Here is a 21887-nt window from a genome sequence, read left to right on the forward strand (position 1 = left end):
GTACTCACGGGAGGAAGGTCGTCGCCTGGCCGGCGAGCTCGAGGACGGGCCCGGGCAGCACACCGACCAGGACAGTGGCGACGGCGCACACGCCCACGGCGACCGACGTCATGCCTTCGGAGGAGACGACGGCGGTGGTCTCGCCGTCGGGCTCGGTGAAGAACATGAGCACGATCAGGCGCACGTAGAAGAACGCCGTCGCCGCCGAGGCGAGCACGGCCAGGACCACCAGGACGGTGCCGCCGCCGTCGACCGCCGCGGAGAACACGGCGAACTTGCCCATGAAGCCGGCGGTGAGCGGGATGCCCGCGAAGGAGAGCAGGAAGATCACCATCGCGACGGCGATCGCCGGGCTGCGCCGGCCCAGGCCCGCCCACTGCGACAGGTGGGTGGCCTCGCCGGTGACGTTGCCGTCCGCGTCCCGCTCGCGCACCAGGGTCACGAGGGCGAAGGCGCCGATCGTGGCCAGGCCGTAGGCGAGGAGGTAGAACAGCACCGCACCGATGCCCTCCTTGGTCAGCGAGATGACGCCGATGAGCACGAACCCGGCGTGCGCGATCGAGGAGTAGGCCAGCATCCGCTTGATGTCGGTCTGCACGATGCCCAGCACGGTGCCGAGGAGCATGGTGAGGATGATGACCACCCACATCACCGGCTCGAGGTCCCAGCTCATGTCGGGCAGCACCACGTACACGAACCGCAGCAGCGCCGCGAAGGCGGCGAGCTTGGTGGCGGCGGCCATGAACCCGGTGATGGGGGTCGGGGCGCCGGTGTAGACGTCGGGCGTCCACGCGTGGAAGGGCACGGCACCGACCTTGAACAGCAGGCCCACGATGACCATGAGCGCGCCGCCGAGCAGGAGCCAGTCCATGCCGACGGTCGCAGGCACGGCCTGGGCGATGCCGTCCAGGCGCACGGTGCCGGAGTAGCCGTACAGCAGGGCGATGCCGAAGATGACGAACGCGGACGCGAACGCGCCGAGCAGGAAGTACTTCACCGACGCCTCCTGCGAGAGCAGGCGACGGCGGCGGGCGAGCCCGGAGAGCACGTACAGGGGCAGTGAGAGCACCTCGAGGGCGACGAACAGGGTCAGCAGGTCACCCGCGCCGGCGAAGAGCAGCATGCCGCCCAGCGCGAAGAGGGTCAGGGGGTAGACCTCGGTCTGCGCCATGCCGGCGCGAGTGGCGTCGGCCTCGTCGGTCGAGCCGGGCCGGGTCGCGGCCTGGGCGACGAACGCGCCCTCGCCGGACTCGGTGCGGTCGGCGATGACGAGCAGGCCGAGCAGCCCGAACAGGGCGAGCAGCCCCTGAGCGAACAGCGCGGGCGTGTCCTCGATCAGGGCGCCGGAGACGAGGGCGCTGGGCCCGGCGTCCTGGACCACGGTCCAGCGCCAGACCACCGCGACCAGGGCGCCGGCGGTGGCCAGCAGGCCCAGCACGAGCTGGATCGGGCGGCGTGAGCCGCGCGGGGCGAAGGCCTCGACCAGCACGCCGACGACGGCGGCGGCCAGGACGATGAGGACGGGTGTCAGCCCCGCCCAGTCCACCTCGGGGGCGACGAACGTGTTCACTTGGTGGTTCCCTCTTCCGTGCCGGCGTCGGTCCCTGCGGCCGTCGCGCCGAGCGCGACGCCGGCCTGGTCCGGGCCCCGGGCGGTGTCGATGGAGCTGGGCTGCTCGATGGCGGCGTTCTGCGCGACCGGGGTGACGGCGTCGATCACCGGCGCGGGGTAGAACCCGAGCGCGAGCATCGCCGCGACCAGCGGCGCCACGACCCACTTCTCACGGACGCTCAGGTCGGGGATCCGGGCGAGCTCGGGCACCTTGGGGCCGGTGAAGATCCGCTGGTAGGGCAGCAGGATGTACAGCGCCGCGATGATCACGCCGAGGACGGCGATGCATGCGGCGAGGATGTTGACCCGGAACGTGCCCTGGAGGACCAGGAACTCGGGCACGAACCCGCTCAGGCCGGGCAGCGCGATCGTGGCGAGACCGGAGATCAGGAACGTCCCGGCCAGCACCGGGGTGACCCGCTGCATCCCGCCGTAGGCGGGGATCTGCTGGGTGCCGCCGCGGCGGACCAGGAAGCCGGCGATGAGGAACAGCGCGGCGGTGGACACGCCGTGGGCGACCATGTAGACCATGGCGCCGGTCAGGGCGACCTGGTCGCGGACGAAGATGCCCAGCACGATGAAGCCGAAGTGGCTCACCGAGGTGAAGGCGATCAGGCGCATGATGTCGCGCTGGCCGATCGCGACGAGCCCGCCGTAGATGATCGAGACCAGGGCCAGCCCGATGATCACCGGCGCGGCCCACCGCGAGGCCTCGGGGAACAGCGGCAGGCACAGCGCGATCATCCCGAAGGTGCCGACCTTGTCCAGCACGCCGACCAGCAGCGTGGAGGTGCCGGCGGTGGCCTGCTGGGCGGTGTCGGGCAGCCAGGTGTGCACGGGCCACATCGGGGCCTTGATCGCCAGGGCGATGAAGAAGGAGACGAACAGCCAGCGCTCCGCGGACTGGGAGACCTCGAGGTTGCCGGCGAGGGTGTCGATGAGGAAGCCCTGCTCCCCGCCGGGGCCGGCGAGGTACACGGCGATGACGCCCACGAGCATGATCAGGCCACCGGCGAGGGAGTACAGCAGGAACTTCAGCGCCGCGGTGCGGCGGCGCGGTCCGCCGTAGTTGCCGATGAGGAAATACACCGGGATGAGCATCGCCTCGAACAGGACGTAGAAGAAGAACACGTCCCGGGCGGCGAACACGGCCACCATGAGGGCCTCGAGCGCGAGCACGAGGGCGACGAAGCCCATCTGCCGGCGCTCGAGCACGGCCCCGTCGGGCACGGCCTCCTGCTCACGCCAGGCCGCCAGGAGCACCAGCGGCACGAGGAACACCGCCAGGAGCACCATGGCCAGGCCGAGGCCGTTGACGCCGACGGCGTAGGAGACACCGAACTGCGGGATCCACCCGGCGAGCTCGGTCAGCTGCTGCTGCCCGGCGGCGCCCATGTCGAACTGGGTGGTCATCGCGATCGCGAGCAGGAGCTCGACGATCGAGACGGCCAGGCCGTAGGGGCGGGCCACCTTGTGCAGGGGCTTGACCAGCCACAGCACCGCGGCTGCCACCAGGGGCACCACGATGAGGACGGTCAGCCAGGGAAAGGCTGCGTTCATGGTCTGCATCTCTTCCTCGAACCTCTTCCCTCAGACCTGCACGCGCGAGGCGAGGACGACGACTAGGGCCAGCACCACGCCGATGAGCATGAGCGCGGCATAGGAGCGCACGTAGCCGTTTTGCAGGCGACGCAGGATCCTGCCGAGGCCGGAGGTGGCCCGGGCCACGCCCATGACGGCGCCGTCGACGACGGAGGAGTCCGCGTACACCAGCGAGCGGGTCAGGTACTGGCTGGGCTTCATGAAGACCCCTTCGTTGAAGGCGTCCTGGTACAGGTCCTGCCGGGCGGCACGGGTCAGCGCGGAGCCGCGCGGGGCCTCGACCGGCACCTCACGGGCGCCGTAGACACGCCAGGCGAGCAGGGCGCCGACGACGGCGAGCACGATCGTCAGCGTGACGATGACCGGCACCGGGATGACCGGGGCGGCGTGCTCGGCGCGGCCGACCACCGGCTCGAGCCAGGTGACGAAGGAGTCACCGGCGGCGAGGACACCACCGAGGGCCACCGAGCCGATGGCCAGGATGATCATCGGCACGGTCATCAGGGCAGGGGCCTCGTGCGGGTGGACCTGCTCGGCTGCCGGGTCCTTCCAGCGGGCCTTGCCGTGGAAGACCATGAAGAACAGCCGCGACATGTAGAACGCGGTGATCGCGGCGCCGATCAGCGCGACGGTGCCGAAGACCCACGGCCGCCAGCCCTCTCCGACGAACGCCGTCTCGATGATGAGGTCCTTGCTCCAGAAGCCGGAGAAGGGCGGGATGCCGATGATCGCGAGCCAGCCCAGCGCCATGGTCACCCAGGTGATCTTCATGTAGGGCGCCAGGGCGCCGAAGCCGCGCATGTCGACCCGGTCGTCCATCGCGTGCATGACCGAGCCGGCCCCGAGGAACAGGCCGGCCTTGAAGAAGCCGTGCGTGACCAGGTGGAAGATCGCGAAGGCGTACCCGATGGGGCCCAGGCCCGCGCCGAGCATCATGTAGCCGATCTGGGACATGGTCGAGGCGGCGAGCACCTTCTTCATGTCGTCCTTGGCGCAGCCGACGATCGCCCCGAACAGCAGGGTGATGGCGCCGACGATGGCGATGACGAGCAGCGCGTTGGGGGCGCCGTTCAGGATCGGGCCCGAGCGCACGAGCAGGTAGACGCCGGCGGTGACCATGGTGGCGGCGTGGATGAGGGCCGAGACGGGGGTGGGGCCGGCCATGGCGTCACCCAGCCAGGCCTGCAGGGGGAACTGCGCCGACTTGCCGCACGCGGCGAGCAGGAGCAGCAGGCCGATGGCGGTGAGCACCCCCTCGCCGGTGCCCTCCGCGGCGCCGAAGACGGTGACGAAGTCCACCGCACCGAAGGCGGCGAACATCGCGCCCATGGCGAGCAGCAGGCCGACGTCCCCGATCCGGTTCATCACGAAGGCCTTCTTGGCAGCCACCGCGTAGTCGGTGCGGTAGTTCCAGAACCCGATGAGCAGGTAGGACGCCAGGCCCACGCCCTCCCAGCCGACGAACAGCAGCACGTAGCTGTCGGCGAGGACGAGCAGCAGCATCGCGGCGACGAAGAGGTTGAGGTAGGCGAAGAACCGGCGCCGGTCGGTGTCGTGCTCCATGTAGGCCACGGAGTAGATGTGGATGAGTGTGCCCACGAAGGTCACGAGCATCACGAAGGTCATCGACAGCGGGTCGATCCGCAGCCCGGCGTCGACCGCGAGGTTCCCGGCCGGGATCCAGCTGAAGAGGTGCACGTCGAGCACCCGCTCCTCGGCCGGCAGGCCGAACAGCTGCGCGAGGACCGCGACACCGACGACGAAGGCGCCGGCGGAGGCGAGCACCCCGAGCCAGTGGCCCCACCGGTCGGCGCGACGGCCGAGCAGCAGCAGGACACCGGCACCGAGCAGCGGCAGGGCGACGAGCAGCCAGGCGAGCGAGACCGCCCCGCCGACCGCGCCGCCGTCGCCAGCAGTGACGGCGGAGGCAGCCGTGACGGCGGAGGCGGGCATGGACAAGGTACCCAGAGTGGCGAACACGCCTTCCCCCGTCAGTACTTCAGCAGGTTGACGTCGTCGACCGACGCGGACCTGCGGGTTCGGAAGATGGACACGATGATCGCGAGGCCGACGACGACCTCTGCCGCGGCGACGACCATCACGAAGAACGCCACGACCTGGCCGGTGAGGTCACCGTGCAGACGGGCGAACGTCACCAGCGCCAGGTTCGAGGAGTTCAGCATGATCTCCACGCCGAGCAGGGCGATGATCGCGTTGCGGCGCACCAGCACCGCGGTGGCTCCGACGGCGAACAGGATCGCGGCCAGGACCAGGTAGTTGACGAGGCTCACAGCTCCTCCTCCTTGGCAGCGCCGTCGGTGTGCTCCAGGGCAAGGCGCGAGGCCTTCTCCAGCGTGGCCGGGGCGCCGGGGCTGCCGGGCAGCTGCGGCGTGGGCGGCGCCTCGCCGCGCATGCCGGGCAGGCCGGACTGGCCGACGGCGCGGGTCGCGTCGCCGCCGTGGATCCCGGCGGTGCCCTCACCGGCGCGGGCGCGTGCCACCGCCTCGACGGTCTCGGGGCTGACGTCGCCGATGGTGCGCTCCTGACCGCGGATGCGCAGCACGCGGGGCACCGAGGCCTCGATGGGCTCACCGGTGCCGGACAGTGCCGGCACGGTGGCCGAGGTGGACCGGGCGTAGACGCCGGGGGCGGGCAGCTGACCGACGCCACCCTTGCCGGCGGCGTAGGCGCGCATCTTCGACTCGAGCACGTCGCGCTGGGTGGCCTTGGGCCGCAGCCGCTCGGCGTGGGTGAGCGTGACGGCCCCGACCGCGGCCACGACGAGCAGCACGCCGGTGATCTCCATCGTGAAGACGAAGTCGGAGAAGATCAGGCGGGCGACGCCGACCGGGTTGGAGTCGATGTTCGCGGCGGTCAGCCCGGCGGGACGGGGCAGCGTCGAGGCGGCCACCACTCCGCCGAGCACCAGCGCCAGGCCGAGGCCCGCGACGTAGGCGACCCAGCGCTGACCGCGGATCGTCTCGGTCAGCGAGTCGGCGGCGTCGACCCCGACGAGCATGAGGACGAACAGGAACAGCATCATGATCGCGCCGGTGTAGACGACCACCTGGGCGACGCCGAGGAACGGGGCGTCCTGGGCCACGTAGAGGATGGCCAGGCAGATCATGACGAGCACGACGCTGAGGGCGGCGTGGACGGCGCGGCGGGCGAAGAGCAGGCCCAGCGAGGCGATGACCATGATCGGGGCGATGACCCAGAACAGGACGGTCTCGCCACCGCTGACGGTGCCGGTCTCCACCAGCGTCATAGGCGCCGTTGCGGCGAACGGGGTCACTTGGCGCCCTCCTGGGCCATGCCGGCGGTGCGCGCGGTCGAGAGCGTGGGGTCGTGCGGGCGGCGCTCGCGGACCCAGTCCAGCTGGTCCCGGGTCGGGCCGGTGACCTCGTTGCGGTAATAGTCGTCGTCGTCCGTGCCCTCCACCATGGGGTGCGGGGCGGCGAGCATGCCCTCGAGCATCGGGGCGAGCAGGTCCTGCTTCTCGAAGATGAGGCCCTCGCGGGTGGGACCGGTGAGCTCGTACTCGTTGGTCATGGTCAGCGCTCGGGTGGGGCAGGCCTCGATGCACAGGCCGCAGAAGATGCAGCGCAGGTAGTTGATCTGGTAGACGCGGCCGTACCGCTCGCCCGGGGAGTACTGGGCGTCGGTGGTGTTGTCGCCGGCCTCGACGTAGATCGCGTCGGCGGGGCAGGCCCAGGCGCACAGCTCGCACCCGATGCACTTCTCCAGGCCGTCGGCGTACCGGTTGAGCTGGTGGCGGCCGTGGTAGCGCGGCTGCGTGGGCACCTTCTCGAACGGGTACTGCTCGGTGACGGTGGGCCGGAACATCGAGGAGATCGTCACGCCGAACCCGGCGACCGGGGCGAAGAACTGCCCGACGGAGCCCTTCTTCGCGGGGCCGAGCGCCGCCGGGTCGTACTTGGCGACCTCGCCGCGGCGGCGCTTGTCGCGCCGGCCGAGCTCGCCGCCCTTCGAAGCCTCAGACATCGTGGCTCTCCTTGTCCTGGGTGTGCGGTGCGGCGGTGCTGCCCGCAGGCGTGCGCTGCGTGGCGGCCATGGCCGTGGCCTCGCGCCGGGCGCGGCGCGGTGAGGGCGGCAGGGTCTGACCGGGCAGGGGCGGCACGGGATAGCCGCCGGCGAAGGCGTCGAAGTCGCTGCCGGCGGGCACGATGTCCGGCCGGCCCGCGGTCGGCACGACCGCCTCGGGCGGCGCCTCCTCCTTCTTCCTGGTGGGCCATAGCAGCAGCGCCACCATGAGCACCACGAAGACGCCGGCGATCCAGAGGAGCAAGGTCGTGAGGTCGACGTCGGCGAACTGGCGCACGCCCTGGATGATCGCGACGGCGACCAGCCAGACGAGGGCCACCGGGATGAGGATCTTCCAGCCGAGGTTCATGAACTGGTCGTACCGGAAGCGCAGGAGCGTGCCGCGCATCCAGATCATCATGAACATGACGATCCAGACCTTGGCGACGAACCACAGCACCGGCCACCAGCCGGTGTTCAGCACGCCGTCGCCGATGGCCGACAGCGGGAACGGGGCCCGCCAGCCGCCGAGGAACAGGGTGACGGCCACGCCGGAGACGTTGAGCATGTTGATGTACTCGGCCAGGTAGAACCAGGCGAACTTCATCGAGGAGTACTCGGTGGTGTGGCCCGCGACGAGCTCACCCTCGGCCTCGGGCAGGTCGAAGGGCAGGCGGTTGACCTCGCCGACCATCGAGATGAAGTAGATGACGAACGCCGGCAGCAGGGAGATGCCCCACCACAGCTGGGTCTGGGCGTCGACGATCTGCGAGGTGGACATCGACCCCGACACGAGGAAGACGCTCACCAGGGACAGGCCCATGCTCAACTCGTAGGAGATGATCTGCGCCGACGAGCGCACCGCACCAAGCAGCGGGTAGGTGGAGTTCGCGGACCAGCCGCCCAGCACGATGCCGTACACGCCGAGCGAGGTCACGGCGAGGATGTAGACCACGGCGACCGGCATGTCCGTCAGCTGCAGCGGGGTGGTGATGCCGAACATCGACACCTCGGGCCCGAACGGCAGCACGGCGTACACGAGGAACGAGGTGAAGGCCGCGACGAAGGGGCCGAGCAGGTAGATGAACTTGTCGGCGCCCTTGAGCCAGAAGTCCTCCTTGAGGACCAGCTTCAGGGCGTCGGCGATCGCCTGCCCGAACCCGAGCGGGCCGGTGACGTTGGGGCCGGGGCGGGTCTGCATGCGGCCGAGGCCGCGCCGCTCCACCCACAGGGCCAGGATGACCGAGGCCACGAGGAAGACCAGGATCACGACGGACTTGATCAGCCAGATCCACCAGGTGTCCTCGCTGAAGTCGGCCGTCGGCAGCGCCGTGGTCGCCAGGATGGTCATCGGTCCTCCCCAGACAAGGTGACGACGGCGCCCACGCCGGCGCCGAGCGTACGCACGTTCGAGCCGGGCGAGTTCTCCGGCAGCCACACCACGCCGTCGGGCATGGTGGTGACAGACAGCGGGAGGGTGATGGTCCCGGCCGGCCCGCCGACGGTGACGGGTGCGCCGTCGACCGCGCCGATGCCGGCGGCGGTGGCGGCGGACAGCCGCACGACCGGGCGGTGCGCGGTGCCGGCCAGGTGCGGCTCGCCGTCCTGCAGTCGGCCGGAGTCCAGCTGCGGCTTCCAGGTGGCGAGCAGGGCCTGCCCGGCCGAGGGCACGGGTGTCTCGGCGGGCGCGGCGGCGGGGCTGCCGGGACGCTCGCCCTCCCAGCCGGAGAGCTCGGTGAGCTCGGCGTGGGTGGCGGTCAGCTCGCGCAGCCCGAGCGGGGTGCCCAGCTCGGCGGCGAGGGCGTCGAGAACCTGACGGTCGGACAGCGACCGGGAGACGAGCACCTGCCCGAAGGGACGCACGCGGCCCTCCCAGTTCACGAACGTGCCGGCTTTCTCCACCGGCGGGGCGACGGGCAGGACCACGTCGGCGTAGGCGGACACCGCGGAGCGGCGCACCTCGAGCTGGAGCACGAACCCGGCGGCGGTCAGGGCCGCGCGGGCGAGCTCGGGGTCGGGGAGGTCGGCCGGTTCGAGGCCGCCAACCACCAGGGCGCCCAGCGCGCCGTCGCGGGCGGCGGTGAGGATGCCGGTCAGGTCACGTCCGGGCGTGGACGGGAGCCGGTCGGTGCCCCAGACGGCGGCGACGTCCACCCGGGCGGCCGGGTCGGCCACCAGGCGGCCGCCGGGCAGCAGCGCGGGCAGCGTGCCGGCGTCGACGGCGCCGCGCTCGCCGGCGCGCCGCGGCACCCAGGCGAGCCGGGCGCCGGTGCGCTCGGCCAGGGCGGCGACGGCGGACAGGGTGCCGCGCACCGCTGCGGCCCGCTCGCCGACGAGGATGACGGCGCCCGGTGCGGCGAGCCGCTCGGCGAGACCGGCGGTCTCGGCGTCGGTGCTCGCGGCGTCGATCGCGGCCAACGTGGCCGGCTCGGCCCCGGGGGCGGCGCCGACGAGCTGGGCGCGCATCTTGGTCGAGCCGCGCGTGAGGAACGGAGCCACGGTGGCGACCTGGACGGTGCCGGCGAGCATGCCCTTGCGCAGGCGCAGGAACACCGTGCCGGCCTCGTCCTCGGGCTCGAGCCCGACGAGCAGCACCTGACCGGCGTGCTCCAGGTCGGTGAAGGTCACGCCCAGGCCGCGGGCGGCCACGTGCTGGCCGAGGAACTGCTGCTCCTCGGCCGAGTGGACGCGTGCGCGGTGGTCGATGTCGTTGGTGCCGAGGACGACGCGGGCGAACTTCGACCAGGCGTAGGCGTCCTCGAGCGTCAGACGCCCGCCGGGCAGCAGGCCGACGCCGGAACCCTGGCCGGCGCCGGAGCTTTGGCCGGCGTTGCGCAGCGCGGTGGCGGCGAGGTCGAGGGCCTCGGACCAGCTCGTCGGGACGAGCTCGCCGGTCTCCTCGTCGCGCACGAGCGGGACGGTGAGGCGGTCGGGCGCGCTCTGCCAGGTAAAGGCGAAGCGGTCCTTGTCGGTGATCCACTCCTCGTTGACCTCGGGGTCGTCGCCGGCCTGACGGCGCAGGACGACGCCGCGGCGGTGGTCCACGCGGATGGCCGAGCCGCTGGCGTCGTGCTCGGCGACGGACTCGGTCGAGACGAGGTCGAACGGGCGGGAGCGGAACCGGTAGGCCGCCGAGGTCAGCGCGCCCACCGGACAGATCTGGATGGTGTTGCCCGAGAAGTAGGAGGCGAAGGGACGCCCGGAGGTGTCCTGCTCGGCCACGCCGAGCGGGCCGGCGGACAGCGAGCCCGCCACGCCGGGCTCGCCGTCGGGCCCGGAGACCTCGGGAGCGAGCGTGCGGGGCTGGTGGTCGCCGTCGGCGAAGTGGAGCACCTGGGTGTCGAAGGTGCCGATCTGGGAGCCGTTGAGCCCGTGGACCTCGCGGCCGGGGGTGCCGCCGCTGCGGCCCTGGAGCGCGATGAAAGGGTCGCCGGCGATCTCGGAGGAGAACCGGGTGCACCGCTGGCACAGGATGCACCGGTCGCGGTCGAGGAGGATCTGGGTGGAGATCTTCAGCGGCTTGGGGAACGTGCGCTTGATGTCCACGAACCGGGTGGTCGAGCGGCCGTTGCTCATGGCCTGGTTCTGCAGGGGGCACTCGCCGCCCTTGTCGCACACCGGGCAGTCCAGCGGGTGGTTGATCAGGAGGAACTCCATGATCCCGTGCTGTGCCTTGTCGGCCACGTCCGAGGTGTGCTGGGTGGCGACGACCATGCCGGGCGTCGCCTCCAGGGTGCAGGAGGCCTGCGGCTTGGGCATGGCGCGCAGGTTGCCCTCGCGGTCGGGGGTGGAGACCTCGACCAGGCACTGGCGGCACGCGCCCGCGGGCTTGAGCAGCGGGTGGTCGCAGAACCGCGGGATGGCGATGCCGGCTCGTTCGGCGGCCCGGATCACCAGGGTGCCCTTGGGCACCTGGACCCCCACGCCGTCGATCGTGACCGTGAGGGTCTCGACGGGAGCCGCGGTGGCGCGGTCGGTCGTCGCTGTCATCGAACACCTGCTTCGCTGAAGATCGCCGAGGCCTCGTACGGGAACAGCTCCCAGGCCGGGGTGTGGGTCCCCGCCTCGAACTCGGAGCGGAAGTGCTGGATGCCGCTCTGGATCGGCGTGGCGGAGGCGTCGCCGAGCGCGCAGAACGAGCGGCCGGCGATGTTGGCCGAGACGTCGAGCAGCAGGTCGATGTCGCTGGGCAGACCCTTGCCGGCCTCGAGCCGGTGCATGACCTGCTTCATCCAGTAGGTGCCCTCGCGGCAGGGCGTGCACTTGCCGCAGGACTCGTGCTGGTAGAAGTCCGTCCACCGCGAGATGACGCGCACCACCGAGGTGGTCTCGTCGAAGACCATGAGCGCGCGGGTGGCCAGCATGGAGCCGGCGGCGCCGACGGACTCGTAGTCCAGCGGGACGTCGAGCTCGGCCTCGGTGAGGATCGGGGTGGAGGAGCCGCCCGGGGTCCAGAACTTCAGCCGGTGGCCCTCACGGATGCCGCCGGCCATGTCGATGAGCTCGCGCATGGTGATGCCCAGCGGGGCCTCGAACTGGCCGGGGTTCGTCACGTGGCCCGAGAGGGAGAAGATGCCGTGGCCGGCACTCTTCGGGGTACCCATCGAGGCGAACCAGTCCTTGCCCTTGCCGATGATGCCGGGCACGGACGCGATGGACTCGACGTTGTTGACCACCGTCGGGCGCGCGTACAGACCGGCGACGGCGGGGAACGGGGGCTTCAGGCGCGGCTGGCCGCGGCGGCCCTCGAGGGAGTCGAGCAGCGCGGTCTCCTCGCCGCAGATGTACGCCCCGGCGCCGGCGTGCACGACGATCTCGAGGTCGTAGTCGCCGTTGGGGCCCAGGCCGGTGCCGATCAGGCCGGCCTCTCGGGCCTCGCGCACGGCCGCGAGCAGCCGGCGGTAGACGTGCACGGTCTCCCCGCGCAGGTAGATGAACGCGCGGTGCCCGCCGATGGCGTACGACGTGATCGCGACGCCCTCGATGAGGGAGTGCGGGTTCGCCAGCATGAGCGGGATGTCCTTGCAGGTGCCCGGCTCGGACTCGTCGGCGTTGACCACGAGGTAGCGGGGGCCGCCGTCGGGCTTGGGCAGGAAGGACCACTTCAGGCCGGTCGGGAAGCCGGCGCCGCCGCGGCCGCGCAGGCCCGAGTCCTTGACCTCGGTGACGACGGCCTCGGGGGCCATCGTCAGGGCCTTGGCCAGGGCCTCGTAGCCGCCGTGGGCGCGGTAGGTGCTCAGCTTCCAGGACTCCGGGGCGTCCCAGATGTCGGTGAGGACCGGGGTGAGCCGGTCCGGCGCCATGGTGCTCATTCGACGTTCCCCTTCTTCTCGTCCACGACCGGCCCGGCCGAGACGTCCGACGCCGTGGTGGGCTTGCGCTCGGCGCTGGACTGCAGGTCACCCACGGGGGCGGTGCCGGCGGCGGTGGCCCCGGCGACGTCGGCGCCGCTGGCTGCGCCGTCGCCGTCCGTGCGGGCGCCGTCGCCGCGCTCGCCTTCGGCGCGCGGGGCGGTCCACCCGTTCTCGCGGGCGATGCGCAGCCCCAGCAGGCTGGCCTCGCCGGCGCCGACGCCCTCGTCCGCCCGGCCGTCCTCGAAGCCGGCGAGCACGTGCGCGATCTCCTTGAAGGTGGCCACCGTGGCGGCCCCGCGGGTGGGGTGCACGGGGCGGCCGGCGGTGATCTGGTCGACGAGGTCGATCGTCGTGGTGGGCGTCTGGTTGTCGAAGAACTCCCAGTTGACCATCACCACGGGGGCGTAGTCGCAGGCCGCGTTGCACTCGACCTGCTCGAGCGTGATCCGGCCGTCCGCGGTGGTCTCGTCGTGCCCGATGCCGAGGTGCTCGGAGACCTTGTCCCAGATGATGTCGCCGCCCATGACGGCGCACAGGGCGTTGGTGCACACCCCGACGGTGTACTCGCCGTTGGGGTGGCGCTTGTACTGGCCGTAGAAGGTCGCGACCGCGGAGACCTCGGCGCGGCTCAGGTCCAGCAGCTCCGCGCACAGCGCGACGCCGCGGGGCGCCACATAGCCGTCCTCGGACTGCACCAGGTGCAGCAGGGGCAGCAGGGCCGAGCGCGGGTCGGGGTAGCGGGCGATGACCTCGGCCGCCTCGACGCGCAGGCGCGCATCGGTCTCGGGCAAAAACGTCTCGCTCATGTCAGCGGTCCACCCCTCCCAGGACGGGGTCGAGCGAAGCCAGGGTGACGACGATGTCGGCGAGCATGCCGCCCTCGGTCATCACGGCCGTGGACTGGAGGTTGGAGAAGGACGGGTCCCGGAAATGGGCCCGGTAGGGGCGCGTGGCGCCGTCGGAGACCAGGTGCACGCCTATGACGCCCCGGGGGTGCTCGACCATCTGGAACACCTGCCCCGCGGGGACGCGGAAGCCCTCGGTCACCAGCTTGAAGTGGTGGATCAAGGACTCCATGGAGGTGGCCATGATCTCCTTGATGTGCTCCATGGAGTTGCCCTGCCCGTCCGAGCCGATGGACAGCTGAGCGGGCCAGGCGATCTTCTTGTCCGCAACCATGACCGGGCCCGGGTTGGTGTCGAGCCGGTCGAGCACCTGGGTGATGATCCGGATCGACTCGTAGCACTCCTCGAAGCGGACCATGGCCCGGTTGTAGCCGTCGGACTTGTCGCGCACGGGCACGTCGAAGTCGTACGTCTCGTAGCCGCAGTACGGCTGGGTCTTGCGCATGTCGAGCGGCAACCCGGCGGCGCGGATGGAAGGGCCGGTCAGGCCCAGCGCCATCGCGGCGGAGACGGAGACGTAGCCGACGTCGACGTGACGGAGCTTGAAGATCGGGTTCTCCACCGTGAGGTCCTGCAGCTCCTTGACGGAGAGCCGGATGTTCGGCAGCAGCTCGCGGACGTAGTCGGTGGTGCCCGGGGGCAGGTCCTGTGCGACGCCGCCGGGCCGGATGAACGCGTGGTTCATGCGCAGACCGGTGATGCGCTCGAAGATCCGCAGCACGTCCTCACGGCCGCGGAAACCGATCGTCATCATCGTGGTGGCACCGAGCTCGTTGCCCGCGGTGCCCAGGGCCACGAGGTGCGAGGCGACGCGGTTGAGCTCCATGAGGAGCACCCGGATGAGGGTGGCCCGCTCGGGCACGTCGTCGGTGACGCCGAGGAGCTTCTCCACGCCGAGGCAGTAGGCGACCTCCTGGAAGAAGGGCGCCACGTAGTCCATGCGGGTGCAGAAGGTCACGCCCTGGGTCCAGGTGCGGTACTCCATGTTCTTCTCGATACCGGTGTGCAGGTAGCCGGTACCCACGCGCAGCTCGCGGATGGTCTCGCCGTCGATCTCGAGGATGAGGCGCAGCACGCCGTGGGTGGAGGGGTGCACCGGGCCCATGTTGACGACGATGCGCTCCTCGCCGAGGCGTTCGGCCTCGGCGGCGATCTCCGCCCAGTCGCCGCCGTCGGCGGTGAACTCCGGTGCGCCCGGGGCCTCGCCGGCCGGTCCGGCGGCGTGGGGGATGTTGATGGACGCGGACATCAGCTGTACGACCTCCGGGTGTCGGGCGGCGGGATGACGGCACCCTTGTACTCGACCGGGATACCGCCGAGCGGGTAGTCCTTGCGCTGCGGGTGCCCGACCCAGTCGTCGGGTAAGGCGGTGCGCGCGAGCGACGGGTGACCGTCGAAGACGATGCCGAACAGGTCCCACGTCTCCCGCTCGTGCCAGTCGTTGCCGGGGTAGACGTCCACCACGGTGGGGATGTGAGGGTCGGCGTCGGGGCAGGTGACCTCGAGGCGGAGCTGGCGGGAGTGCGTCACGGAGAACAGGTGGTACGCGGCGTGCAGCTCGCGGCCGGTGTCGCTGGGGTAGTGCACGCCAGAGACGCCCAGGCACAGCTCGAACCGCAGGTCCTGGTCGTCACGCAGCGCCCGGCTCACGGTGTTGATGTGCTCGCGGGCGACGAAGATCGTCAGCTCGCCGCGGTCGACGACCACCTTCTCCAGGACGGCCTCGGAGTCCAGCCCCTGCTCGGTCAGGATCTCCACGAGGACGTCGACGACCTCGTCGAACCAGCCGCCGTAGGGCCGCTCGGCGGCCGGCGGCATGGCGATGACGCTGACAAGGCCACCGAAGCCGGAGGTGTCCCCCGGGCCCTCGATGCCGAACATGCCCTTGCGGGTGGCGACGATCTCCAGCTGGGTGCGCCCGTCGCGCGGGCCGGCCGGGACGTTGTGCGCGCCGGCCTCGGCGGCCGCGGCGGTGGCCCGCTGGCCGACCTCGGCGCTGACCTTGCCGGGCTGGGCGGCGTCGGCCGCCGACTGCTTCTCGTCGTTGCGGTCGCTCACGCCAGCAGGCCCTTCATCTGGTGGGTGGGAGTGGCGGCCAGGGCGGCCTCCTCCGCCTTGCGGGCGGCCTCCTCGCGGTTGACGCCGAGGGGCGCGGCCTGGACGGCCTCACGCAGGGCCAGGATGGAGTTGATGAGCATCTCCGGGCGCGGGGGGCAGCCGGGCAGGTAGATGTCCACGGGCAGGATGTGGTCGACGCCCTGGACGATGGCGTAGTTGTTGAACATGCCGCCGGACGAGGCGCACACGCCCATGGAGATGACCCACTTGGGCTCGGCCATCTGGTCGTAGATGTTGCGCACGACCGGCGCCATCTTGTGGCTTACCCGGCCCGACACGATCATCAGGTCCGCGTGCCGGGGCGAGGCCCGGAACACCTCGAGCCCGAAGCGGGCCATGTCGAACCGCGGGGTGCCCGCGGCCATCATCTCGATGGCGCAGCACGCCAGGCCCATCGTCACCGGCCACTGCGAACGGCTCCGGCTCCAGCCGACGACCTTCTCGATCGTCGTGAGCATGATGCCGCTCGGTGCCTTCTCCTCAAGTCCCATGTCTGCTACCTCAGTCCCACTCGAGCCCGCCGCGGCGCCACTCGTACACGTAGGGCACCGTGATCAGGAAGATGAAGCCGAGCATGGCCACCAGACCGAAGACGGCGAGCTCGGAGAACGCCACCGCCCAGGGGTAGAGGAAGACCACCTCGATGTCGAAGATGATGAAGGTCATGGCGATCAGGTAGTACTTCACGGGGAAGCGACCCGACCGCGGCGCACGGGGCGTGGGGTCCACGCCGCACTCGTAGTTGGCGACCTTGACCCGGTTGTACCGCTTGGGCCCGATGACCGCGCTCGCGGCGAGGCCGCCGAGGGCCATCGCCGCAGCGACGCCCATCATGATGAGCAGCGGGACGTAAGGGTTCGTCATCGTTCCTCCGCGGATGTGCAGGCTTCGACCGCCGTCGCGGCGGGATTGATACGGCCAGCGTAGAGCGTTTCGCCTGGGCCTAAGGTCCCAGGCCCGTTGTGGGCGGTCATGCGGCTGGCACGACCTTGGTCATGGTTGTGATCAACCGATCCATCCAGTCTCCGTCCCGGCGGTCGAAGCCGTCCGAGAGCAGCTTCATGACGAACCGCATGAGTACTGGGCGGGGCAGCCCGTACTTCACGCAGAACCGCATGATCTCGGGGCGACCGATGAGGTGGGCGAAGGCCCGACCGAGCGTGTAGTACCCGCCCAGCTCGTCGCTGAGGATCTTGGGGTAGGTGCGCAGCGCCTTCTCGCGCCCGTAGGCGGAGGGGCGGGCGAGTGCCTGGCTGATGACGTCGGCGGCGATGCGGCCGGACTGCATGGCGTAGGCGATGCCCTCCCCGTTGAACGGGGACACCATCCCGCCGGAGTCACCCACGAGGAACAGGCCCTTGGTGTAATGCGGCTTGCGGTTGAAGGCCATCGGCAGCGCGGCGCTGCGCAGGTCCGCCACCTGGTTCTCCTCGGTGAGCTCCCACTCCTCGGGAGCGTTGCGCATCCAGGTGCGGAAGAGGCCCTTGTAGTCGAGGTTCATGGCCTTGGCGGTGGGGCTGAGGGAGCCGAGCCCGACGTTCACGGTGCCGTCGCCCAGGGCGAAGATCCACCCGTAGCCGGGCATGAGGTTTGACTCCCCCGGCTTGCCGTCCCACAGCTCCAGGTGTGACTCCATCATCGGGTCGTCGTGGCGCGGGGACTTGAAGTAGGTGCGCACGGCCACGCCCATGGGCCGGTTCATGTCCTTCTCGATGCCCATCGCCGTGGCGAGGCGGGCGGAGACGCCGCCGGCGTCGACCACGAGCGGGGCCCGGTAGGTGACGTCCTCGCCTGCGCGGCGACCGCTCGGGTCCACCGGCTTGGCGGTGACGCCGAGGATGCGGCCGGACCGCTCGTCGCGCACCGGGCCGGTGACGGCGGTGCCCTCGCGCAGGACGGCGCCGGAGGCGACGGCGTGCCGGGCGAGCGTCTCGTCCAGGTTCATGCGGGAGCGCGCCAGGCCGTAGTTGGGCATCTCGGCCAGCTCGGGCCAGGGCAGCTCGATGCGGTGCCCGGCACCGTAGGTGCGCAGCCCCCAGTTGCGGATCCAGCCGTCGGACTCCTCGATGGACACGCCCATCCGGATGAGCTCGGCGACGGCGCGCGGGGTCAGCCCGTCACCGCAGACCTTGTCGCGCGGGAAGGTGCCCTTCTCGAGCAGGAGGACCTGCAGTCCCGTCAGGGCGAGGTAGTGGGCGGTGGCGGCCCCACCGGGTCCGGCGCCGACGACGATGACGTCCGCGTCGTCACCACGCACGAGAGCCTCCCTACATCGACCGAGGACCAATTGACTGGCCCTCCGGCCGTCCCAGGTGCGGCCAATGGCCGAGCACCGCCGTCGAGTCTACAAATCGGGCGCGACCTTTTCTTGTTAGGCATACCTAACCGCGTGTCGGAACGGGCAGTTCCTCGCCGCCGGTGCCGGCGCGTGCGGCCACCCGTGCGAGCCGCGAACGGGCGCTCAGGCCGGGCGGACGGCCCGGTGCAGGGCGACGATCCCGCCGGAGAGGTTGCGGTAGGCCACCTGCCGCCAGCCGGCGCGCTGGAGGGTGGCGGCGAGGTCGCGCTGCGCGGGCCAGGTGAGGATCGACTCGGTGAGGTAGGTGTACGCGTCGGTGTTGGAGGAAACCAGGGAGGCCACGCGCGGCAGCACCTGCCCGAGGTAGGTCTCGTACACCGCCCGGAACGGCGCCCACGAGGGCCGTGAGAACTCGCACACCACCAGCCGGCCGCCCGGGCGCGTCACGCGGAGCATCTCGCGCAGCGCCCGGTCGGTGTCGACCACGTTGCGCAGCCCGAAGGAGATCGTCACGGCATCGAAGGTCTGGTCCGCGAAGGGCAGCGCCGTCGCGTCGCCCGCGACGAACGGCAGGTCCGGCCGGCGGCGCTTGCCGACCGCCATCATCCCGGTGGAGAAGTCGCAGGGGACGACGTCGATCCCCGCGTCCGCGTACTCCTCCGAGGAGGTGCCGGTGCCGGCGGCGAGGTCGAGCACCCGCTCGCCCGGCCTGGCGCCGACCGCCTTGCGGGTAGCGACACGCCAGATCCGGTCCTGCCCGAGGGAGAGGACATCGTTCGTCAGGTCGTAGCGCTGGGCGACCCCGTCGAACATGCGGGCGACCTCACGCGGCTTCTTCTCCAGGCTGGCTCGGTTCATGGGCGTCATCATCCCAGGTGACCGGGCGGCGATGGGCGCGGCGGGCCCATCACGGCGGGCTTATCGTTACCCGCGATGACCACCTCCTCCTCCGACGCCGCCGGGCGAGCCCGCGCACTGCGCGCCGTCCCCGCCGCGTCCCGCGCCGCAGCGGCGTCCCGCGCCGCTGCCCTGAACGGGCTGCCCGCGGTGGCGGATCTCCGCGCCCGGGCCGCCGCGACGGCCACGTCGACCGGGTCCGCGACCACGGACGACGAGCCGCCGGAGAGCAGTCCCGACCTGGTCGTGCGCACGGTCGAGATCCCCGACGTGGGCGACCTGCTTGCGCTGCTGCCCTCCGCGGACCCCGCCACGACGTTCTCCTGGGTGCGCCGCGGCGAGGGCATCGTGGGCTGGGGCGAGGCGCTGCGGCTGCGCACCTCGGGCGCCGACCGGATCCGGGCGGCGGACCAGGCCTGGGCGCGGACGGTCGGGCGCCTGCACGTCCTCGACGAGGTCCGCCTGCCGGGCAGCGGCGCCGTCGCGTTCGGGTCCTTCTCCTTCTCACCCCACTCCGCCGCGGGCGGCGTGCTGGTGGTGCCGGGCACCGTTGTCGGACGTCGCGACGGCCGTTCCTGGCTGACCACGGTGCACCGGGTCGGCGAGACGCCGTCGCGCGGCGCCCGCCTGCCGGCCCCCGCACCCGTTGGCGAGCCGGGACCGGTGACGTACCGGGACGGCGCGCTGACGCCGGAGGCGTGGCGGTCCGCCGTGGCGGGGGTGGTGCGGCGCATCCGGGCCGGTGAGGTGGCGAAGGTGGTCATGGCGCGCGACGTCGTCGCCCGTGCCGTCGCACCGCTGGACGTGCGCCACCTGCTGGGCCGGCTGGCTGCCGACTACCCCGGGTGCTGGACCTTCGCCGTCGACCATCTGGTGGGGGCGACGCCGGAGCTTCTGGTGCGCCGGGAGAAGGGGCTGGCCGCGTGCCGGGTGCTCGCGGGGACGATCGAGCGCACGGGCGACGACGCCGCGGACCTGCGCCGCGCGGCCGAGCTGGCCCGGTCCTCGAAGGACCTGGAGGAGCACGAGCTCGCCGTCGCGTCCCTGGTGCGGGCGCTGCGTCCGTACTGCGCGAGCATCAACGTGCCGGACGCGCCGTTCGTGCTGCACCTGCCCAACGTCATGCACCTGGCCAGCGACGTCACCGGTGCGGTGGATGCCGCGCTCGGCCACCCGAGCACGTACCTCTCGCACGCGGGCGGCGGGAACGGGCCCTCGAGCCTGGCGCTCGCGGCGGCCCTGCACCCGACGGCGGCGGTGGGCGGGACCCCCACGGGGTTGGCGACGGCGATCCTCGCCTCGGCCGAGCAGATGGACCGGGGCCGTTACGCCGGCCCCGTGGGCTGGATCGGGGCCGACGGCGACGGCGAGTGGGGCATCGGCCTGCGGTCCGGCGAGCTCTCGGCGAGCGACCCGCACGAGGTGCGGCTCTTCGCCGGCTGCGGCGTGGTGGCGGCCTCCGACCCCGACGCGGAACTGGCCGAGACCGAGGCGAAGCTGCGACCCATGCGCGAGGCGCTGGGCGGCTGACACGGCGCGGCGCCTCCCGGGTGCACCGCCCCGGGAGGCGCCCACCAGGCGCGGCGTCAGCCGGCCTGGTCCTCGCGGGTGGCGAGGGTGGCGGTCACGTCGACGGTCGTGCCGCCGCGGACCACCGTGAACGTGACCTGGTCCCCGCTGGCGTACTGGCGCACGAACCCGGTCAAGGACAGTGCGCCGTCGACCGGCTCGTCGTCGATGCCGATGATCACGTCGCCGGGCTGCAGGCCCGCCGCCTGGGCCGGGGTGTTCGGCTGCACGCCTTCGACCTGGGCCCCGGCGCGGCCGGCGCCGTCCACCTTCGCGAGCCCGTCCTGCATCGTGACACCGAGGTAGGCGTGCTGGGCCACCCCGTCGGCGATGAGCTGTCCGGCCACCTGCTTGGCCAGGTTGCTGGGGATCGCGAAGCCCAGGCCGATGTTGCCGGCAGAGCCGGAGGCCGTCGGCATGCTCGCGATGGAGCTGTTGATGCCGATGACGCGCCCCGCGGCATCGAAGAGCGGACCGCCCGAGTTGCCCGGGTTGATGGCCGCGTCGACCTGGATCGCGTTGGTCACCACCTGCACGCCCTGCTGGCCGGGGACCTGGGTCTGCTCGGAGGTCTGCACCGGCCGGTCGAGGGCGGAGACGATGCCGGTGGTCACCGTCGAGCTCAGGCCCAGCGGGTTGCCGACGGCGGCGACCGGGTCGCCGACGACGACGTCGTCGGAGTTGCCCAGCGTCGCGGCCTGCAGGTCCGCGGGCGGGTCGGTGAGCGTGATGACGGCGAGGTCCGTGGCGGGGTCCGTGCCGGCGACGGTGGCCTCGTAGATGCGGCCGTCGTAGAGGGTGACCTGGATGCCGCCGTCGACGGCGTCGCCGACGACGTGGTCGTTGGTCAGGATGTGTCCGTCGGTGTCGATGATGACACCCGAGCCGGCCCCCTCCCCCGAGGTCGTGCGCACGTCGATCGCGACCACGCTCTGCCGGACGGCGGCGGCGACGTTCGCCCAGTCGGGGTCGTCCGTGGTGGAGGTGACCACCGGGGCGGCGTTGGCGCCGGAGCTGCTCTGGGCGGAGGTGGAGGTCGCCGCCGTCGGGGTGGGCTCGTCGAACGCACCGGTCAGGCCGGCGGTGCCCACACTGGCGAGAACCGCCGCACCGGCCGCCGTCGCGACGAGGCCTACCCATGTCGGCCGACGGCGCGGCCCGCCCGGTCCCGCAGAGGTGCCGCCGCCCGGGGTGCCGTGACTCCCGCCGGGACCACCGGGCTGGGTGCGGTTGCCGTGCGCGTCCCACGCGCCGAAGGCGCTGCCCGCCTGGGTCGGGTGGCCGGCGGTGGGGCGGCCGGGTTCGCTCGGCTGGGCGGGGCCGCCGGCCGGGCCGCCGTAGGGGCTGTGCGGCGCGCGGTACGGGTTGTTCCAGTCCGTGCCGGTGGACCGTGCACCTTCCACGGTCTCACCGTAGGTGGGCGCGCCGGGGGTGGGGGCGGACCACTGGTTCGGCCGGGGCTGCTGGTCGTTGGTGCTCATGGAAGTC

General features: G+C 71.8%; 18 protein-coding genes. 1 reads left to right on the forward strand and 17 read right to left on the reverse strand.

What is annotated here, in order from left to right:
- Window positions 1–4: 4 nt before the first annotated feature.
- The 16 genes from nuoN to FE374_RS16200 form a co-directional block, all read right to left on the reverse strand.
- Window positions 5–1570, reverse strand: coding sequence for an NADH-quinone oxidoreductase subunit NuoN (gene nuoN / locus FE374_RS16125; protein WP_139930188.1), 1566 nt, complete (start codon window positions 1568–1570; stop codon window positions 5–7).
- Complete coding sequence (locus tag FE374_RS16130) at window positions 1567–3180, reverse strand: NADH-quinone oxidoreductase subunit M (protein WP_139930189.1); 1614 nt, start codon at window positions 3178–3180, stop codon at window positions 1567–1569. The genes nuoN and FE374_RS16130 overlap by 4 nt, the downstream gene beginning before the upstream one ends.
- 21 nt (window positions 3181–3201) lie before the next feature.
- Window positions 3202–5166 carry an NADH-quinone oxidoreductase subunit L gene (nuoL, locus tag FE374_RS16135; RefSeq protein ID WP_139931647.1) on the reverse strand — a complete coding sequence of 655 codons (1965 nt, stop codon included), beginning with the start codon at window positions 5164–5166 and terminating at the stop codon, window positions 3202–3204.
- Window positions 5167–5204: 38 nt separating this feature from the next.
- Window positions 5205–5504: an NADH-quinone oxidoreductase subunit NuoK gene (nuoK, locus tag FE374_RS16140; RefSeq protein WP_139930190.1), complete on the reverse strand. Its 300-nt coding sequence runs from the start codon at window positions 5502–5504 to the stop codon at window positions 5205–5207.
- The gene (locus tag FE374_RS16145; protein WP_330998419.1) at window positions 5501–6508 is read right to left on the reverse strand and encodes an NADH-quinone oxidoreductase subunit J; all 1008 of its coding nucleotides are present in this window, start codon (window positions 6506–6508) and stop codon (window positions 5501–5503) included. The genes nuoK and FE374_RS16145 overlap by 4 nt, the downstream gene beginning before the upstream one ends.
- Window positions 6505–7218, reverse strand: coding sequence for an NADH-quinone oxidoreductase subunit NuoI (nuoI, locus tag FE374_RS16150; protein ID WP_139930191.1), 714 nt, complete (start codon window positions 7216–7218; stop codon window positions 6505–6507). The genes FE374_RS16145 and nuoI overlap by 4 nt, the downstream gene beginning before the upstream one ends.
- Window positions 7211–8608: an NADH-quinone oxidoreductase subunit NuoH gene (nuoH, locus tag FE374_RS16155; RefSeq protein ID WP_139930192.1), complete on the reverse strand. Its 1398-nt coding sequence runs from the start codon at window positions 8606–8608 to the stop codon at window positions 7211–7213. Before nuoH ends, nuoI begins: the two co-directional genes overlap by 8 nt.
- Entirely contained in the window at window positions 8605–11247 is a 2643-nt protein-coding gene (locus FE374_RS16160; protein ID WP_139930193.1) for an NADH-quinone oxidoreductase subunit G, read from the reverse strand. The genes nuoH and FE374_RS16160 overlap by 4 nt, the downstream gene beginning before the upstream one ends.
- Entirely contained in the window at window positions 11244–12569 is a 1326-nt protein-coding gene (nuoF, locus tag FE374_RS16165) for an NADH-quinone oxidoreductase subunit NuoF (RefSeq protein WP_139930194.1), read from the reverse strand. The genes FE374_RS16160 and nuoF overlap by 4 nt, the downstream gene beginning before the upstream one ends.
- Entirely contained in the window at window positions 12566–13417 is an 852-nt protein-coding gene (gene nuoE / locus FE374_RS16170; RefSeq protein ID WP_139930195.1) for an NADH-quinone oxidoreductase subunit NuoE, read from the reverse strand. Before nuoE ends, nuoF begins: the two co-directional genes overlap by 4 nt.
- Before the next feature lies 1 nt (window position 13418).
- On the reverse strand, window positions 13419–14765 hold the full coding sequence (locus tag FE374_RS16175; RefSeq protein ID WP_139930196.1) for an NADH-quinone oxidoreductase subunit D: 1347 nt from the start codon (window positions 14763–14765) through the stop codon (window positions 13419–13421).
- Window positions 14765–15574: an NADH-quinone oxidoreductase subunit C gene (locus tag FE374_RS16180; RefSeq protein WP_139930197.1), complete on the reverse strand. Its 810-nt coding sequence runs from the start codon at window positions 15572–15574 to the stop codon at window positions 14765–14767. The genes FE374_RS16175 and FE374_RS16180 overlap by 1 nt, the downstream gene beginning before the upstream one ends.
- On the reverse strand, window positions 15571–16125 hold the full coding sequence (locus tag FE374_RS16185; RefSeq protein ID WP_139930198.1) for an NADH-quinone oxidoreductase subunit B: 555 nt from the start codon (window positions 16123–16125) through the stop codon (window positions 15571–15573). Before FE374_RS16185 ends, FE374_RS16180 begins: the two co-directional genes overlap by 4 nt.
- A 10-nt stretch (window positions 16126–16135) precedes the next feature.
- The gene (locus tag FE374_RS16190) at window positions 16136–16498 is read right to left on the reverse strand and encodes an NADH-quinone oxidoreductase subunit A (protein ID WP_139930199.1); all 363 of its coding nucleotides are present in this window, start codon (window positions 16496–16498) and stop codon (window positions 16136–16138) included.
- Window positions 16499–16604: 106 nt separating this feature from the next.
- A complete protein-coding gene (locus FE374_RS16195) occupies window positions 16605–17891 on the reverse strand; it encodes a geranylgeranyl reductase family protein (protein ID WP_223173562.1) in 1287 nt (428 codons plus the stop codon).
- A 204-nt stretch (window positions 17892–18095) separates the two neighbouring features.
- Window positions 18096–18791, reverse strand: coding sequence for a demethylmenaquinone methyltransferase (locus FE374_RS16200; protein WP_139930201.1), 696 nt, complete (start codon window positions 18789–18791; stop codon window positions 18096–18098).
- 75 nt (window positions 18792–18866) lie between these two features.
- Here FE374_RS16200 and FE374_RS16205 point away from each other — a divergent pair, with 75 nt between their 5' ends.
- Entirely contained in the window at window positions 18867–20360 is a 1494-nt protein-coding gene (locus FE374_RS16205; RefSeq protein WP_139930202.1) for an isochorismate synthase, read from the forward strand.
- 56 nt (window positions 20361–20416) lie between these two features.
- Here FE374_RS16205 and FE374_RS16210 read toward each other — a convergent pair whose 3' ends face one another.
- Complete coding sequence (locus FE374_RS16210) at window positions 20417–21880, reverse strand: S1C family serine protease (protein ID WP_139930203.1); 1464 nt, start codon at window positions 21878–21880, stop codon at window positions 20417–20419.
- Between the last annotated feature and the right edge of the window lie 7 nt (window positions 21881–21887).

The sequence above is a fragment of the Georgenia yuyongxinii genome (assembly GCF_006352065.1).
Classification (GTDB): Bacteria; Actinomycetota; Actinomycetes; order Actinomycetales; family Actinomycetaceae; genus Georgenia; species Georgenia yuyongxinii.

Bases quoted from the DNA above. Each gene is read 5' to 3' on its own strand.
- FE374_RS16130 (WP_139930189.1), bottom strand. From the start codon at position 3,180: ATGCAGACCATGAACGCAGCCTTTCCCTGGCTGACCGTCCTCATCGTG.
- nuoL (WP_139931647.1), bottom strand. From the start codon at position 5,166: ATGCCCGCCTCCGCCGTCACGGCTGCCTCCGCCGTCACTGCTGGCGAC.
- nuoI (WP_139930191.1), bottom strand. From the start codon at position 7,218: ATGTCTGAGGCTTCGAAGGGCGGCGAGCTCGGCCGGCGCGACAAGCGC.
- nuoH (WP_139930192.1), bottom strand. From the start codon at position 8,608: ATGACCATCCTGGCGACCACGGCGCTGCCGACGGCCGACTTCAGCGAG.
- FE374_RS16160 (WP_139930193.1), bottom strand. From the start codon at position 11,247: ATGACAGCGACGACCGACCGCGCCACCGCGGCTCCCGTCGAGACCCTC.
- nuoF (WP_139930194.1), bottom strand. From the start codon at position 12,569: ATGAGCACCATGGCGCCGGACCGGCTCACCCCGGTCCTCACCGACATC.
- nuoE (WP_139930195.1), bottom strand. From the start codon at position 13,417: ATGAGCGAGACGTTTTTGCCCGAGACCGATGCGCGCCTGCGCGTCGAG.
- FE374_RS16175 (WP_139930196.1), bottom strand. From the start codon at position 14,765: ATGTCCGCGTCCATCAACATCCCCCACGCCGCCGGACCGGCCGGCGAG.
- FE374_RS16185 (WP_139930198.1), bottom strand. From the start codon at position 16,125: ATGGGACTTGAGGAGAAGGCACCGAGCGGCATCATGCTCACGACGATC.
- FE374_RS16190 (WP_139930199.1), bottom strand. From the start codon at position 16,498: ATGACGAACCCTTACGTCCCGCTGCTCATCATGATGGGCGTCGCTGCG.
- FE374_RS16200 (WP_139930201.1), bottom strand. From the start codon at position 18,791: ATGAACCGAGCCAGCCTGGAGAAGAAGCCGCGTGAGGTCGCCCGCATG.
- FE374_RS16205 (WP_139930202.1), top strand. From the start codon at position 18,867: ATGACCACCTCCTCCTCCGACGCCGCCGGGCGAGCCCGCGCACTGCGC.
- FE374_RS16210 (WP_139930203.1), bottom strand. From the start codon at position 21,880: ATGAGCACCAACGACCAGCAGCCCCGGCCGAACCAGTGGTCCGCCCCC.